This is a genomic window from Rothia similimucilaginosa (assembly GCF_029850875.1).
Classification (GTDB): Bacteria; Actinomycetota; Actinomycetes; order Actinomycetales; family Micrococcaceae; genus Rothia.
In genome coordinates, this window is record NZ_JAOVAM010000009.1 from 82,149 (window position 1) to 97,336 (window position 15,188).

Annotated in this window: 12 protein-coding genes; 5 read left to right on the forward strand and 7 right to left on the reverse strand. The window is 62.8% G+C overall.

Features of this window, described 5'->3' with window-relative positions:
- The first annotated feature begins 27 nt into the window (after positions 1–27).
- Positions 28–1,209, forward strand: a complete 1,182-nt coding sequence (locus QFX05_RS07655; protein WP_279742137.1) for a sugar dehydrogenase — start codon at positions 28–30, stop codon at positions 1,207–1,209.
- A gap of 90 nt (positions 1,210–1,299) precedes the next feature.
- Here QFX05_RS07655 and hemB read toward each other — a convergent pair whose 3' ends face one another.
- The 7 genes from hemB to hemE all read right to left on the reverse strand — a co-directional run bounded on the left by hemB (position 1,300) and on the right by hemE (position 9,716).
- Entirely contained in the window at positions 1,300–2,301 is a 1,002-nt protein-coding gene (gene hemB, locus QFX05_RS07660) for a porphobilinogen synthase (protein ID WP_279742138.1), read from the reverse strand.
- 56 nt (positions 2,302–2,357) lie between these two features.
- Entirely contained in the window at positions 2,358–3,230 is an 873-nt protein-coding gene (locus QFX05_RS07665; RefSeq protein ID WP_279742139.1) for a uroporphyrinogen-III synthase, read from the reverse strand.
- A gap of 5 nt (positions 3,231–3,235) precedes the next feature.
- Positions 3,236–4,369, reverse strand: coding sequence for a hydroxymethylbilane synthase (locus QFX05_RS07670; protein ID WP_279742140.1), 1,134 nt, complete (start codon positions 4,367–4,369; stop codon positions 3,236–3,238).
- A 109-nt stretch (positions 4,370–4,478) separates the two neighbouring features.
- Positions 4,479–5,933, reverse strand: a complete 1,455-nt coding sequence (locus QFX05_RS07675) for a ferrochelatase (RefSeq protein ID WP_279742141.1) — start codon at positions 5,931–5,933, stop codon at positions 4,479–4,481.
- Positions 5,930–6,748 carry a hydrogen peroxide-dependent heme synthase gene (gene hemQ / locus QFX05_RS07680; RefSeq protein ID WP_279742142.1) on the reverse strand — a complete coding sequence of 273 codons (819 nt, stop codon included), beginning with the start codon at positions 6,746–6,748 and terminating at the stop codon, positions 5,930–5,932. The genes QFX05_RS07675 and hemQ overlap by 4 nt, the downstream gene beginning before the upstream one ends.
- A 103-nt stretch (positions 6,749–6,851) precedes the next feature.
- Positions 6,852–8,405 carry a protoporphyrinogen oxidase gene (gene hemG / locus QFX05_RS07685; protein ID WP_279742143.1) on the reverse strand — a complete coding sequence of 518 codons (1,554 nt, stop codon included), beginning with the start codon at positions 8,403–8,405 and terminating at the stop codon, positions 6,852–6,854.
- A 120-nt stretch (positions 8,406–8,525) separates the two neighbouring features.
- On the reverse strand, positions 8,526–9,716 hold the full coding sequence (gene hemE / locus QFX05_RS07690) for a uroporphyrinogen decarboxylase (RefSeq protein WP_279742144.1): 1,191 nt from the start codon (positions 9,714–9,716) through the stop codon (positions 8,526–8,528).
- 222 nt (positions 9,717–9,938) lie between these two features.
- On the opposite strand from hemE, the gene QFX05_RS07695 reads away from it, so the two are divergent.
- The 4 genes from QFX05_RS07695 to QFX05_RS07710 all read left to right on the forward strand — a co-directional run bounded on the left by QFX05_RS07695 (position 9,939) and on the right by QFX05_RS07710 (position 15,072).
- Positions 9,939–11,201 carry a glutamyl-tRNA reductase gene (locus tag QFX05_RS07695; RefSeq protein ID WP_279742145.1) on the forward strand — a complete coding sequence of 421 codons (1,263 nt, stop codon included), beginning with the start codon at positions 9,939–9,941 and terminating at the stop codon, positions 11,199–11,201.
- A gap of 241 nt (positions 11,202–11,442) precedes the next feature.
- Entirely contained in the window at positions 11,443–11,670 is a 228-nt protein-coding gene (locus QFX05_RS07700; RefSeq protein ID WP_279742146.1) for a DUF3107 domain-containing protein, read from the forward strand.
- Between the two features lie 490 nt (positions 11,671–12,160).
- Complete coding sequence (locus QFX05_RS07705; RefSeq protein WP_279742147.1) at positions 12,161–13,798, forward strand: DEAD/DEAH box helicase; 1,638 nt, start codon at positions 12,161–12,163, stop codon at positions 13,796–13,798.
- Positions 13,799–13,806: 8 nt separating this feature from the next.
- Positions 13,807–15,072: a DNA-methyltransferase gene (locus tag QFX05_RS07710; protein ID WP_279742148.1), complete on the forward strand. Its 1,266-nt coding sequence runs from the start codon at positions 13,807–13,809 to the stop codon at positions 15,070–15,072.
- The last annotated feature ends 116 nt before the right edge of the window (positions 15,073–15,188 follow it).

Below are 15,188 nucleotides of genomic sequence, written 5' to 3' on the forward strand. Positions count from 1 at the left end.
TGCGAGAAGTAAGGAGGTGAGCCGCTCATGGATCTGAGCGCCTTGGGACTGCCCATGGAGCAGCTACGCGATGTGTGGCTGATCGCCTTCATGGTGTACTTGGGCTTGTGCCTGCTGGTAGATATCGCCTACCCGGTGCCCATCAAGAAGGAGAAGGCAGCCGACCTGTACCTTGAGGTGTCCGGTTTGCCCGTTGATGAGGCGCGCCGCGCCACTGCGGAACGTACCGCGATGGGTGCGCCGCTGAGCTTCTCCCGTAAGGGTAGCGCCACGAAGAAGGCGAAGAAGAAGCTGGATTCTATTAAGGGCGCTGGCGTGTTTAGCGGCTGGTTCCACGTGGTCATGTACCTGTGGGGCTGGATTGTGGCGGTCTCTATCTTCACCCTGTACTGGGATATCGTGTACGACGGCATTCTGTTGCCGGCGCTGATTCTGCCGTTCCTCATGGTGTACCTGGGGGCGCGCTGGGGTCGCCGCGGCTGGCGCGAAGCACGCGGTTACAGCAAGGACGACCGTGTGCTGGGCATGCCGCGCATCTACTCGGCGACGCTGGGTAAGCTGAGTGCACCGTTCCGTGTGCGCGGCACTGTGCCGGGTGTGGAGCCGATTCGTAACGATCGCACCGCCTACTGGGTGCTCAACGGTATTGCGTTCCTGCTCGCCTCTGTCTTCTTGATGTCCTTGGCGGGCTGGAGCATCGACGAGGATTTGGAAGCGATCTATATCGGTCACGCCTCCTGGTTCTTGGCGGCGGCGTACATTCCGCTGATCCTCGTGCTGCTGATGTACAACCGCGATTACGTGGTGTACAACCCGGATTCGTTCCAGGCTGGGCGGCTGTTCCTTCCGGCGAAGTCCCGCCCCTACTCTGAGGTTCGCGCGTTCCGTGTGTACCCGAAGAACCCGGACGCCATCAAGCTGAATCCGAAGGACGCGAGCCAGTGGAGGCTGGAGATTCTGCTTCCCAGCGGCCGCAAGCACGACTATGCGCTCAATGATCACCAAATTGATTGTTTGGTGGCGCAGATTGCGTTCAAGATTGAGCAGGAACGCTGGGCGCAGCTGGATTCACCGGCGGACCGTGAAATGTTAGCGAAGTACTTCGTGGACGGCCGCGTCATCTGTACGACCATGGGTTACAAGCCTGCCGGTAAGCATGCAGAAGAGGCGGCACGCCGCGCATCCTTCCAGAAGGCGCAATACAAATAAGCGGGCTACTCTTCACCGCTCTAATACCGCTCAGAAGCCACATACTGTTTGTACAGCATGTGGCTTCTCTGCATTAAATGAGGGAGGGGTTTAGGCGTCCAGCTCGCGCAGCCAGCGTGCCGCCTCCGTACCGTAGTAGGTCAAGATGACATCCGCACCGGCACGGTGAATCGAACGCAGCGACTCCAGCACCACAGCCTTACGGTCAATCCAGCCGTTCGCAGCGGCTGCCTCAATCATCGCGTACTCACCCGACACCTGATACGCCGCCACCGGCACCGGCGAAAACTCCGCCACCTCACGCACAATATCCAGGTAGCTACCGGCAGGCTTCACCATCACCATATCCGCGCCCTCCTCCAGGTCAGCGCGCACCTCCAGCAGCGACTCGCGGCGGTTCGCCGGATCCTGCTGATAGGTCTTACGGTCACCCGTGAAGCTGGACTCCACCGCATCACGGAACGGACCAAAGAACGCCGAAGCGTACTTCGCCGAATACGCCAGAATCGACACATCCTCAAAGCCAGCCTCGTCCAGGGCGGTGCGCATCGCCGCAATCTGGCCGTCCATCATGCCTGACGGGGACACCGTATGCGTACCCGCACGAGCCTGCGAAACCGCCATCTTGCAGTACAGCTCCACTGTCTGATCGTTATCCACCACGGGCGTGCCGTGGCCGTTATCAACCAGCACGCCGCAGTGGCCGTGGCTCGTGAACTCATCCAGGCAGGTATCAGCCATAACCACCAGGTCATCGCCGAACTCCTCCCGGCACACCGCAATCGCACGGTTCAGGATGCCCTGCGGATCCCAGGCGGTCGAACCGACCTCGTCCTTATCCTCATCGCGGGGAATGCCGAACAGGTCAATGCAGCGGATGCCTGCCTCATACGCCTCACGCACGGCGGGGATGATGCTCTCCAGGGTGTGCTGGTACTGACCGGGCATGGAACGAATCGGCTGCGGCTCGTCGATGCCGTCGCGAACGAAGAACACCTGAATCAGCTGCGCGGGGCGCAGGGTGGTCTCAGCGACGAGGGAGCGCATGGCTGCGGTAGTGCGCAGGCGGCGCGGGCGGCGGGTGAGGTTCATGATCTCTCCTGAAAAGTTCTTTCGAAATAATGTGAAGTCTTAGCTGAAGGATGCGCCTAAATCAGGGCTACGGCGGCGCGCGCCAAATCCTGCGGTAAGGGCGAATCGGCCTGCACATGGCGCAAGTTCAGAGCGCGGCATGCGGAGGCGGTACTCGCCCCAATCGCCACCACCGGCGGCACGGATTCGGGCGCTAGTCCGGATGGGCCGTCCAGCAGGGCGTGCAGGCGGGAGGGGGCGGTCACCACCAGCACATCCGGCGCGGGGGTATCCGGGTCTGGTGTGTCTACGGCATTCCCCTGTATGAGCACGCGGGCGGCGGAAAGGCTCAGCTCTCCGGGTGCCACCTGCTCGGCGGGCACCATGTCGTAGAGCACGCAGCGGCGGCTGTCCCAGCCCAGGTTCTTGAGGCCCTCGCGCAGGGTCGGGCGGGCGTTGAAGCCTTCCAGAACCAGCACGGCGGCATAAGCTGCAGGCTGTTCAAACTCCGCGAGCATACCGGCGGCGCTCTGCACCTGCGGCTGAAAATCTGTGCCCAGCCCCAGCTGGGTGTGCACAGCGCGGGCGGTTGCCGCGCCCACGCAGGCGATGCGCACTCCCCCACTCGCGCAGGCGCGGGCGAACTTATCGCCCCACAGCTCGGTGCAGGCGCGGACCGTGTTGGCACTCGTGAAGCTCACCCACGCGTACTGGCCGGAGGCGAGCGCCTCCAACACGGCTGCGTGTTCTTCGCCCGGCTCGACGGTGCGTGCCTGCTGCAGCGGGGCAAAGAGTACCCGGGGCTCCCCCAACCCGTTCTGTGCGCGCTCCTCGGCGAGGGCGCGTGCGAAGGCGGCGCCCTGCGCGGCGGAGCGGGTCAACAGAACCGTGCACGGGGCTTCAGCAGGCGGGGTGTCGCCTTGCCAGGATTCAGAACGCGAAGCAGACATGGCGTCTACTTCGCCTCCAGCCCGGCCAGGGCAGCGGCACCCATCTGCAGCAGGTCTTCTGCCACGCGCACGCCCAGACGTTCGGCGCCGGGCACATCCAGCTCAGCAGTTGCCGAGGTGTGACGCAGCATGTCGGTACCGTCCGGGGAGGCCACCACAACGTTGAGCACCAGGTCGCCCTCAACCACCTGCGCGTAGGCACCGATGGGGGCGGCGCAGCCGGCTTCGAGGCGGCGCAGCAGGGCACGCTCGGCGCTGACGGCGAGGCGGGTTTCGTAGTGGTTTGCGGCAAGCAGGGCATGGCCCAGGGCACGCACCGGGCGCGCCACCTCGGCGTCGGCCAGCGCGGCAGGGTCCGGGTTTTCGAACTCGCTTTCGCGCACTTCCAGGGCGAGCGCACCCTGACCGGGGGCGGGCAGCATGCGGGTGGGGTCCAGGTACTCGGTGATGAGATCTTCCTTGCCCAGGCGCTTCAGGCCGGAGACGGCAAGCACCACGGCGTCGCAGTCGCCGCTGCGTTCGGTGCCTACCCCGTGGTCGGCTCGTTCGGAGGTTTCAGCATTCTGGCGGAGTACGACCTGCTTGCCGGCGTGCTCTTCAAGGCCCTTCACGCGGCCGATGCGGGTGCCCACGTTACCGCGAATGTCCACGATTTCAAGGTCGTGTCGCAGCACACGTAGCTGGGCGGCACGGCGGGGTGAGCCGGTGCCCACGCGGGAGCCGGTGGGCAGGGTGTCGAGGGTCAGACCATCGCGTGCTACGAGGGCGTCGCGGGGGTCTTCTCGTTTGAGGGTTGCGGCGATGACCAGGCCGGGGCAGGGTGCGGAGGGCAGGTCTTTGAGGGAGTGTACTGCCATGTCCACGCGGTTTTCTTCGGAGGCGTTCTCGCCGTCGAGCAGACGCTGGCGCAGTGCCGCCGCGAATACGCCGGTGCCGCCGAGGGTTGCCAGGGGTCCGGTGAGTACGTCACCTTCAGTCTTGACGGTGCGCAGGGTGAAGTCCACGACCTCGGCATCTGCGGCGCTGTGGTGTGCCTGGTGTTCGGTGTAGAGGGAGGTAACGGTTTCAGCAGCAATACGGCTTTGGGTTAGGGCGAGAGCAGACCCGCGGGTGCCCAAGATGTACTCGTGATGGCTCATATCTCTCCTTATCGGTGATGTGTGTGATAGCCCGTAGGCACATGCGCTCCGACCCGCCCGCGCACCCTCTTCAGGGGCGTTGGGGCGAGCCGGAGCTACAGGGGTGGTGTTAGTGGGAGCAGCATCCGCCGGAGCCGCAGCCACCGGAGCGGCTGGCCGGTGCGTTCTCAGAAGTGCTGGGTGCAGTAGCGCTGTTATCAGCACCGGCTGCATACTCAGCAATGACTGGCTTCGGCTCACCGCGATCGGGCTTGCAGCAATCAGGTTCGCACTCGTCGAACCAGCCGTACTGACCGCTCGCGCTCGGGGCACAGACGCTCTCACGTTCGGGGCGTAGGTCGGCTGAAACGCCGTTCTCCACGCGCTCCTCAATCAGGCGGCGCAGCGACTCCACGTACGCCGGGTGCGTGCCGGGGGTGGGGGTGCGCACGGCGACCACGCCCAGGCGCTGGCAGGTGTCCAGCGCCTCGGTGTCCAAATCCCACTTGACTTCCATGTGGTCGGAGACGAATCCGAGGGGCACCAGCACGACGCCTTCCACGGGGGCTTCGCCGTCCTCCGCCGGGTTGGCGGGGGTGGGCAGCGCCTCCAGGGCGTCGTTGACGTCCGGCTCGAGCCACGGCATGGACGGCGGGCCGGAACGAGACTGGTACACCAGCTCCCACTCGACGTTCTGCAGAAGCTGGGGAGCCTCATCACGCACGAGCGATAGCACGGCACGAGCGACCTGCAGGTGCTTCTCTACGTAGGCGGAGCCGCCCTCATAGTTCACACCGCGCGGGCCTGCCTCATTCGCCGCGGAGGTCGGCACCGAGTGAGTGCAGAACATGATGCGCAGGCGCGGGTTCAGCGAACCGCTATCGCGTGCAGCAAGCTGCTCACGCACCGTGGCGAGCCCGTCCTTCAGCCCGTCAGCAAAAGCGCGGGAGAATCCGGGCACGTCAAAGAACTGACGGATCTTACCCACGTGCACGTGCCCTTCCAGACCGAGCTGCTCAATCGCCACACCGTAGTCTTCACGGTACTGGCGGCAGCTCGAGTAGCCGGGGTAGGCGCTGGTCGCCAGCACGAGCACGTTACGGTGACCGTTCTCGTAGGCTTCGGCGAGCACGTCCTTCACGTAGGGCTTCCAGTTGCGGTTCGCCCAGGTGATTGGGATGTGCGGGCCGCGCTCGGCGAGTGCCTGCTGCAGTGCGGCGAGCAGGGCACGGTTCTGCTCGTTAATGGGCGAGACGCCGCCGTTGGCGCGGTAGTGGGTGGCGACCTCTTCGAGGCGCTCATCTGGGATGCCGCGGCCAGCGGTTACGTTGCGTAGGAACGGGATGACGTCCTCCTGCCCCTCGGGTCCGCCGAAGGAGGAGAGAATCACCAGGTCGTAGGGGCGTGCCTCTTCAGCACGTTCACGGGTGATACTGCGTTCGCTTCGGTAATCACCGAGGGTCTGCTCATTGAGTGCAGCGGGGCCGTTGGAGGCGGTGTTCGCCGGGTCGGTGTGGTTGGGTACCACGTCGTCCGGCAAGAGCGTGCCGTTGAGGGTTACGCCGCCGTTTGGCTGATGGCTCACGCCAGGACCTCAGCTACTTCGTCTGCGCCGATGCGGCGGCCGGTGTAGAAGGGGGTTTCCTCGCGCACATGCAGGCGTGCTTCGGTATTGCGGAAGTGGCGCATCATGTCGACCAGGTCGACCAGTTCGGGTGCTTCAAGGGCGAGGACCCATTCGTAGTCGTTCATGCCGAAGGTTGCGACGGTGTTTGCCAGTATCTGCGGGAAGTCGATTGCCTTCATGCCGTGGTTCTTGAGCATTTCTGCACGGCGTTCGGGGTTCATGTAGTACCAGTCGTAGGAGCGTACGAAGGGGTAGACGCAGACCCATGCTTCGGGTGCCTTGCCGCGCGCGTATGCGGGGGCGTGGTTGCGGGTGAATTCTGCTTCGCGGTGTACGCCCATGGTGGACCAGACGATGGTGGTACCGGTGAAGAGTGCAGTGCGGCGAATCTTGCGGACTGCTGCCTGCAGCTTTTCGGGGTTCTGGCCGTGGGTCCAGATCATGATGTCTGCGTTGTCGCGCATTGCGGAGACGTCGTAGATGCCGCGCAGGGTCACGCCCTCGGCTGCGAGCTGTTCGGTGAGCTGCTCGAATTCTGCGCGGGCTTCGTCGGTGTTAGCTTCTGCGGGGCGTGCGCCGGAGCGTGCGAAGACGGTGTAGAGGGCGTAGTGCAGGGTTTCGCCTTCTTCGCGGCCGCGGCGGTTCTCGTCAGCTGCGGAATGCTGGACTGCGTAGCCCTTGGGTGCGCCGCCGTAGCCGTGGCCGGAGTGGCTGTAGCTGCCGTGTGCACCGTGTGCACCGCTGTGGCCATGTGCTGCGTGGTCGTGAGACATTGTGTGTTCCTTTCTTCAGCGAGGGTTCGCTGTCTTAGAGGCGCAGCTTCCGTAGCCGCGCGTTTTCTCAAATTATGGTTTATGGTGCGCTGCGTATTACCGGTTATTGAGTGTCGGCAGCGTTGGGGGCGGTGACGCCTTCCCAGTCTTGTGCGGCGTGATAGATGAGGCGGTCCATCTGCTCGTAGGTGTCTTTGACGGTGAGGACTAGGCCGGAACCTGCGGCCCAGGAGCCAACGGTGCTGAGGGTTCCGAGTTCGCTGGCGCGTTCGCGGAATTCTTTGACTCGTTCGCGGTGGCCGGGAGTGGAGGCGGGCAGTACGCCGCGCCACCGTACAACGTCCGCGTCGACGAGGTTGCTGTGGGTGAGGGATACATCCATCATGCGGCTTGCATCACGCAGGGCGAGGGTGATGAGCTGCTCGTCGGCGAGTGCCACTTCAGAGAAGCGGGAGTCTTCGCCACCGCGGCCGTAGGAGAGGCGCACAACGTGGCGGCCGGGTTCTGCTGCGTCGGCGACCCACTGCCATTTGGCGGTGGCGTGGGTGAGGGCTTTGGCCCGGACGGCGGTTGCTTCTTCGGAGACGAGCAGGCCGGTACCGCGCGGGTGCTTGTTCAGGTCGGGGGCATCGGCGACAAGGGTGACGAGGGCGACTTCGGGGCCGGGCTCCAGGGCGGGTAGCGCCGTGGAGACATGCGGGCCGATAAGTCGGGCTACGGTCGGGCCATCAGTTGCGACTACCAGGTAGTCGGCGTAGAGGGGGGTGTTTTCGCCGTCGGTGGTGTGGCGCTGAATGATGAACCATTGGCCGGTGGATTCGTCGCGGTCTACGGCGATGACGTCGAATCCGGTGACGATGCGTACACCGGCTTCGTAGAGTTCCTCGACGAGACGTTCAGAGAGCTGGTTCATACCGCCGATAATGCCTGCTACCTGAGAGCCTGCAGGTGCTGCGGAGCGGAAGGCTGCCGCTGCTGCGGCAAGGGAGCGGTGCTTGCGCAGTGCCGCGCGCAGCCCGGGGATAGTGGCGTCCACGTCGAGCTTGTCGGGGTGGGTGGAGTACACGCCGGAGACGACGGGGGCGACCAGGTTGTCCAGGACCTTCTGACCCATGCGGATACGTACGAGCTCACCGAGAGTCTTTGCGTTTTCACCGGCGGAGATGGGTAGGAATTTGTCTACCTGGGCGCGGCGCAGGCCTTTCTTGCCGATGACGGGAATCAGTGATTTGTCGTTGACGTTGCCGGGGATACCCATGATGCCGGTGCTGGGGGTGCGGCGGGCGCCTTGCGGCAGGTATAGCCAGGAACCGTAGGAGTTGGGGGTGACAATCTGGTCACCCAGGCCGAGTTCTTTAACGAGGTCGCTGACGATGGGGCTGCGGGTTGCGAAGGATTCGGCGCCGGAGTCTAGGAGCAGGCCGCCAACTTCGTGGGCTCCGACAGCGCCGCCGAGGTGGTGCCGTTGTTCGAGCAGGGTGACGCGCATGCCGGCTGCGGCGAGGCGGCGTGCTGAGATGAGGCCGGAGGGGCCGCCACCGATAACGATGGCGGTGGGCACCTTCTCGTTACGGGTGAAAGTTCGTGCGGTCTGGGGCGCAGTGGAGGAGCTGGCCTGTGCGGTCCGGTTTGGTGCCTGGTTGGTGTGCTGGCCCATGGTGGTTCTCCTTCGGTCTGTCAGCGGGTCTGCCCTGTGGCGTTGGCGTTATCAGCGGGTGCGGTGGCTGGGGCGGTGTCTCGCAGCGCTGATATGTGTTAGCCCCGCGGGTCCGCTGCTTTAGCTTGCCGTTTTCTCGTGGATGTACGCCACGAGGTCGGTGAGCACCTGCGGGTCGGTAGTCGGGGGTACGCCGTGGCCAAGGTTGACCACGTGCGAGGGGGCGGCGTTGCCTTCGGCGAGCACTTCGTCTACGTGTGCGTAGAGGTTTTCGCTACCTGCGGCAAGCAGTGCCGGATCGATGTTGCCCTGCAGAGGTACGGCGCCGTTGAGCAGGGTGTTCGCTGCCGATAGCGGCAGGCGGTAGTCTACACCGATGACGTCTGCACCGGCTTCGTGCATGGCGGGCAGCAGTGCGGTGGTGCCGGTGCCGAAGTGGATGCGCGGCACACCGTATTCACGCACCATGTCGAGGGCGGTTGCGGAGTGTGCCTGCACGTAGCGGCGGTAGTCATTTTCACCGAGGGAGCCTGCCCAGGAGTCGAAGAGCTGCACGGCGGAGGCACCCGCCTCGATCTGGGCGCGCAGGAACTGGCCTGCGGTACGCGATGCCCAGGCGGCGAGTTCATGCCAGGCAGCGGGGTCGGCGTGCATCATGGTGCGCGGGTGCAGGTGGTCGCGGGAGGGGCCGCCTTCGACCATGTAGGCGGCAACGGTGAAGGGGGCTCCGGCGAAGCCAATGAGCGGGGTGTCGCCGAGCATTTCTACGGTGGCGGCTACGGCTTCGCGGATGGGGTCGAGGTCGCTGTCTTTGAGTTCGGGCAGGGCGCGCACCTCGTCGAGGGTGCGTACGGGCTGGTCGAGTACGGGGCCCCTGCCGGGCACGATATCGACGTTGACACCCGCGAGCTTCATGGGGATGACGATGTCGGAGAAGAAGATGCCGGCGTCGACCTTGTGGCGGCGGACGGGCTGCACGGTGATTTCTGCAGCAAGGTCGGGGGTGAGGCATGCGTCCAACATGGGGATGCCTTCGCGTACTTCACGGTATTCGGGCAGGGACCGGCCTGCCTGACGCATGAACCAGACGGGTCGGTGACTGGAGGGGCGGCCGGTGAGGGCGCGGAGCATGGGCGAGTCGGCGGTGGTGCCTGCGCGCAGGGGGTGGTTGGCGGGTAGGTGTGCGAGCTGTTCGTCGGTGAGCAGGGGTCGCTGGGCGTCGGTGGGGTGTGCGGGCAGAGCGGGTGCCTGTGCGGCAGCCGATGCGGGGCCCTTTTCCGATGCAGGAGTTGTGTGCTGGTTTTCGCTCATAGTGTCTAGTGTGACAGGTTTATGCGGGTGTTTTTGCGACACTATGTCATGGCGACTCTTACCTAATGGTAGCTTTCTTAGTGGTGAGGAAAACCTTAGTTTGTGTCTATTCATCGTACTCAGTTCCCCGACCGTGCAGATACTCTTGACCCCTACGATGGTGGAACTTAGGTTCTGTAAGCTTTACAGGGGCTTAGCCGGCGTGGTTATGATTAGTCTCTAGTGAGTACTTATGCATTTGTGGCATCGCACCACACCGTTGATTTGACCACCGTCGCTGCGTTGAGCGCCGGTGCTTCCGGCGTACCCGATGTTCTGGCGGGCGAGATGACGCGCCAGCTGGGTGTCAAGGGTGCAGTCGTTCTTGCCACCTGTAACCGTCTTGAAATGTATGTTCAACTACATGTGTCCGCCCATGTCACCATGGTTCGTGAGCTGATTGTCGACTCTATTGCGCACACCTCCGGGCTAGACAAAGAACTGGTTAATTCCAGCTTCGACGTGTACGCCGATGATGAGGCTACACGCCACCTGCTGACGGTCGCCTCCGGCTTAGAATCTGCTGTGGTTGGCGAGCGTGAAATCACCGGTCAGGTGCGCCGCGCCCTGGCTGTTGCTCAGGCGAAAGCGCAAGAGGACGGCGTGCCCCTTCCCGGTGAGCTGGTTCAGCTATTTGAACACGCGGCGCATACCGCTCGTCAGGTGGGTCAGCATACGGCTCTTGGTGCTCAGGGCCGCTCCATTGTATCTGTTGCCCTCGATCTTGCGGATGAGGTTGCCGAGAAGGATTGGTCGACCCGCCGCGCCCTGATTTTTGGTACGGGTGCTTACGCCGGCGCGACCATTGCGGCTCTGCGCGACCGTGGCTGCACCGACATTTGGGTCAATTCCCGTTCGGGCCGTGCCGCCGAGTTCGCAGCAAAACGCGAGGTTTCTGCGGTGCCGGTGGACGGCATGGAGCAGGCCATGGCTTCTGCCGACGTCATTATTGGTTGCTCCGGCGGCTCTGATCCGTTGCTTCCCGAACAGATTCCGGGCGGTCACCACACGATCCTCGACCTGGCACTTTCGCGTGACTTTGATCCCTCGGTTGCTGACCTGCCGAACGTTGAGCTGATTACCCTCGAATCGGTGCGCCTTGCCGCGCCCGAGGAAACCGAGGAATCCGTGGCGACGGCTACGCGCATCGTGGAATCTGAGCTGGCGGCGTTCCTGTCTCGTCAGCGTTCCCGCACGATTGATTCCGCGATTGTTGCGCTGCGCTCGCACACTATGGATGTGTTGGATTCCGAGCTGGAGAAGGTGCGTAGCCAGTTTGGTTGCGGTGCGGCGACGGAGCAGCTTGAGCTGGCGATGCGTCGCATGGTGAAGTCCCTGCTGCACACCCCGACAGTGCGCGCCAAGAAACTTGCGGCGGAGGGCCGCACGGAGGATTACGTACAGGCACTGGAGACTCTCTACGGTATTCAGGTGGAGGACTCTTAAGAGCCTCTCCCCTGCTCTTGCTGGCATTCTTCGCATACCCAAACCCGTTTTCGCACAGGTTTTGTGTGGGTTTTCGCGCACTTTTTCACGCATCCGGTGGCGAGTATTTTATTAGCCCCCGGCGAAGTACCGCCCGTTCACGGTGCCGATGGGCGCATTCACGCTAGAGTAGATGCTAGATAAGACAGTTCCCATACCCGGCGCGCGTTTGGCGGCGCCGGACTATTCTGCGAGGAGACTCATGGAAATCAAGATTGGCGTTCGCCACATCGCCCGCGAAATCGTTGTTGAGACCACCGAATCCAAGGACGTTATCACCGAGAAGGTCGCAAAGGCAATTGAGGACGGCTCCCTGTTGCAGATCACTGACGATAAGGGCAATACCACCCTGATTTCTGGCACTCAAATTGGCTACGTTGAGCTGGGTTCCGACGCGAAGCGTCACGTTGGTTTCGGTATCAGCGCCTAATTACTTCGGTAGCAATTTCCCCTTTAGCTTTAGCTCTCCCCCGCATCCGTCATGATGCGTAACCGCGCTTTATGCGCTGTGTGCGTGCGCTTTATGCGCCGTAAGGTTACGCCGTGCCGGATGCGGGGATTTGTGTTTTAAGCCGCCCACACAAAAACCTCGCGACACCCGGTTTTGGGGCGGTATATCGCCCATCACGGGCGCACGCCACAACCGCTTGGGGGTGCACCAGAAGCAAATCCGGGTTAATATTGAGGGGTTAAGTGAATGACCGGTCGTACCCCTTTCAAGACCCCGAGGCTGCACCGCCTTCTCATCATGAATGAACCATGCGTGCAGGCGGCGTCTCGGCAAGAATTTCCCGTGTAAGAATTTCCCGCGGCCGGCTTTCGACGCCCGCCCGTCACCGCCTCCACCGTTGGGGCGCTGGCTGGTACACCCCAATTCGGGGAGAAACACACCCCGAACAGGGGTAGAAAGATACGGTCCAGTGACTGAAACGAACACGCAGGAAACCACTCAGACTGCAAAGTCCTTCGCCGACTTCGGCGTTCGCCAGGATATTAGCGACGCCCTCGCGGCGGTTGGCATTACCTCCCCCTTCCCCATCCAGGAGCTGACTCTTCCCGTGGCTCTGTCTGGCCAGGACATCATTGGTCAGGCGAAGACCGGTACCGGTAAGACCCTCGGCTTCGGTCTGCCCACCATTCAGCGTGTGGTCGGCCGCGACGATGAGGGTTGGGATGATTTGGAGTACCCCGGCGCACCTCAGGCGCTGATTCTGGTTCCGACCCGTGAGCTTGCTATTCAGGTGGGTGAGGATCTGGCGATTGCTGCGAAGCTGCGCAACGCCCGCATCGCTACCCTGTACGGTGGTGTGCCGATTGAGCCTCAGGCTGAGTTGCTGCGCCGCGGCCTGGAGGTTGCAGTAGGCACCCCCGGTCGCATTATCGACCTGTACCAGCAGGGCTTCCTGAACCTGAAGCAGGTCAAGATTGTGGTCCTCGATGAGGCTGACGAAATGCTGGATTTGGGTTTCCAGCCGTCGGTTGAGAAGATTCTCAGCTACCTGCCCGAGGACCGCCAGAGTATGCTGTTCTCCGCAACCATGCCCGGCCCGGTCATTGCGATGGCACGCCAGTACATGACCAAGCCCATGCGTATTAGTGCCGCTAGCCCCGAGGACGCATCGAAGACTAAGGCATCGATCCGCCAGGTCGTCTACCGTGCACATCACCTGGATAAGGACGAGATGATTGGCCGCATTCTGCGCGCTACCGGTCGCGGCCGCACCGTCATCTTCACCAAGACCAAGCGTGATGCTGCCCGCGTGGCGGAGGAGCTGGTGCACCGTGGCTTCGCTGCCGCGCCTCTGCACGGTGACCTGAACCAGGTTGCGCGTGAGCAGGCGCTGAAGGCGTTCCGTTCCGGCAAGGTCGATATTCTGGTCGCGACCGACGTGGCGGCTCGCGGTATTGACGTTGAAGATGTGACCCACGTGATTAACCACCGCGTGCCCGAGGATGAGAAGACTTACCTGCACCGTACCGGCCGTACCGGCCGTGCGGGCAATGAGGGTACCGCCGTGACCCTGGTGGACTGGGATGACCTGCCGCGCTGGAAGGTCATTAACGACGCCCTGGAGCTGGGCGTTCCTGAGCCTGTAGAAACCTACTCTTCCTCTGAGCACCTGTTCTACGACCTGAACATTCCGGCTGGCACCAAGGGCCGTCTGCCGCGCGAGGAGCGTGTGGCTGAGGGGATGGGCGAGGAGTTCTTTGAGAGCGCCCGTGATTCTCGTGATGGCCGCCCGGCTCGTTCTCGCGGAGGTCGTGATGGTGGCCGTTCTGGCGGTCGTGACGGTGAGGGCCGTGGCAAGCGCCGTAGCCGTTCCGAAGGCCGCAAGCGCACTGAGCGTACCGAGCATTCTTCTGAGCGTTCTGAGCGTGCGCCTCGTAAGCGTCGCCGTACCCGCCGTGTTGAGGGTCAGCCGCTGGAGGGTGAGGGTCGCCGCACCCGCCACCGCTCTGAAGGCTCGCGTGCTAAAGGTTCTCGTGCTGGGGACTCCGGTCCTGAGAGTTCTCGCAGTAAGGGCCGTGGCGCTGACCGTGCTGGTTCTGAAGGCTAGGGCCGGGGTTGGGTATTTCAGCATCCCCGGCACCTGCCGCGCCCTCCTCTACCGCTAAGACGCACCCCGCGGATTCGGCTGTTTTCGATCCGCAGGGCCCGTCGCTGCTAGTGCAGGCAGATAACCTAGGGTATCTGCGTGACCTGCCCGATGGTGCGTTCACCGTGATTTACATTGACCCGCCGTTCAATACGGGTAAGAAGCAAACGCGCCGCACTTTGAGCGCGGAGGCTTCTGAGAAGGGTGACCGCACCGGCTTTAAGGGCAAGAGCTATTCGAGCACCCTGCAGACTCTGGCGAGCTATAACGACTCGTTCGAGGATTATTGGGCATTCCTAGCACCGCGTATTGAGCAGGCGCATCGTCTGCTTGCGCAGGACGGCACCTTGTACCTGCATCTGGATTGGCGTGAGGTTCATTATGTGAAGATTATGTGCGACATGATTTTTGGTCGGGAGAACTTCATTAATGAGCTGATTTGGGCTTATGACTACGGTGCGAAGTCTACGCGCCGCTGGCCGACGAAGCACGACAATATTTTGGTGTACGCGAAGGATTACCGCAGCTATTACTTCAATACTGCGGAGGTTGATCGTGAACCGTATATGGCTCCCGGTTTGGTGACTGAGGAGAAGGCTTCTCGCGGTAAGCTCCCTACGGATGTGTGGTGGCATACTATTGTGTCGCCGACGGGTAAGGAGAAGACGGGGTATCCCACGCAGAAGCCTACGGGTTTGTTACGTCGTATGATTGCGGCGAGTTCCCGTCCGGGTGATTGGGTGTTGGATTTCTTCGCTGGTTCTGGTTCTACAGGTGCGGCGGCGGCTCAGTTGGGCCGTAAGTTCGTGTGTGTGGATCAGAATCCGCCGGCTATTGAGGTGATGGCTAAGCGCCTGGGTGTCGATCCGGTGTCGTTCGCTGAGTATCGCGGTGTGCCGCGTGGGGCGAGTGTGTTGTTCACGCCGAAGCGTACGGTGGGTGTTCGTGGCGGTACGAGTCGTGATGCGTTGACGGCGGCGAGCCGTCATGCGCTAAAGGCTGTGTTGGATACGCTCACCGAGACTACGCAGCCGGTTGAGGGTGCGTCGTGCCGGTTTGTGCGTCACCGGTCGATGGATGCGGTGGATAAGAAGATGCGTATTGATGGTCGTGATGAGTTACGTCGTCAGCGTCAGCATCAGGCGCGGGCTAAGGCTCGTGCGGCGCGGGCTCAGCGGGATGCGGTTGCTGCGGGTGCGGTGTTGCAACATCATGCCTCACGTGAGAGCGTCTAGGCTGTCTTTTCTGCGTATTCGTGAGAGCACGTGTTAAGAGTGTGGGGGGGGGGGGGTGTGTTTTGAAACCCCCCCCCCCCAATAACCCGGCGCATGGGGTTTAAAACCGCGGGTCC

What these genes read in the sequence shown, in the direction of transcription:
- QFX05_RS07655 (WP_279742137.1), top strand. Translation starts at nt 28, where the DNA reads ATGGATCTGAGCGCCTTGGGACTGCCCATGGAGCAGCTACGCGATGTG.
- hemB (WP_279742138.1), bottom strand. Translation starts at nt 2,301, where the DNA reads ATGAACCTCACCCGCCGCCCGCGCCGCCTGCGCACTACCGCAGCCATG.
- QFX05_RS07665 (WP_279742139.1), bottom strand. Translation starts at nt 3,230, where the DNA reads ATGTCTGCTTCGCGTTCTGAATCCTGGCAAGGCGACACCCCGCCTGCT.
- QFX05_RS07670 (WP_279742140.1), bottom strand. Translation starts at nt 4,369, where the DNA reads ATGAGCCATCACGAGTACATCTTGGGCACCCGCGGGTCTGCTCTCGCC.
- hemQ (WP_279742142.1), bottom strand. Translation starts at nt 6,748, where the DNA reads ATGTCTCACGACCACGCAGCACATGGCCACAGCGGTGCACACGGTGCA.
- hemG (WP_279742143.1), bottom strand. Translation starts at nt 8,405, where the DNA reads ATGGGCCAGCACACCAACCAGGCACCAAACCGGACCGCACAGGCCAGC.
- hemE (WP_279742144.1), bottom strand. Translation starts at nt 9,716, where the DNA reads ATGAGCGAAAACCAGCACACAACTCCTGCATCGGAAAAGGGCCCCGCA.
- QFX05_RS07700 (WP_279742146.1), top strand. Translation starts at nt 11,443, where the DNA reads ATGGAAATCAAGATTGGCGTTCGCCACATCGCCCGCGAAATCGTTGTT.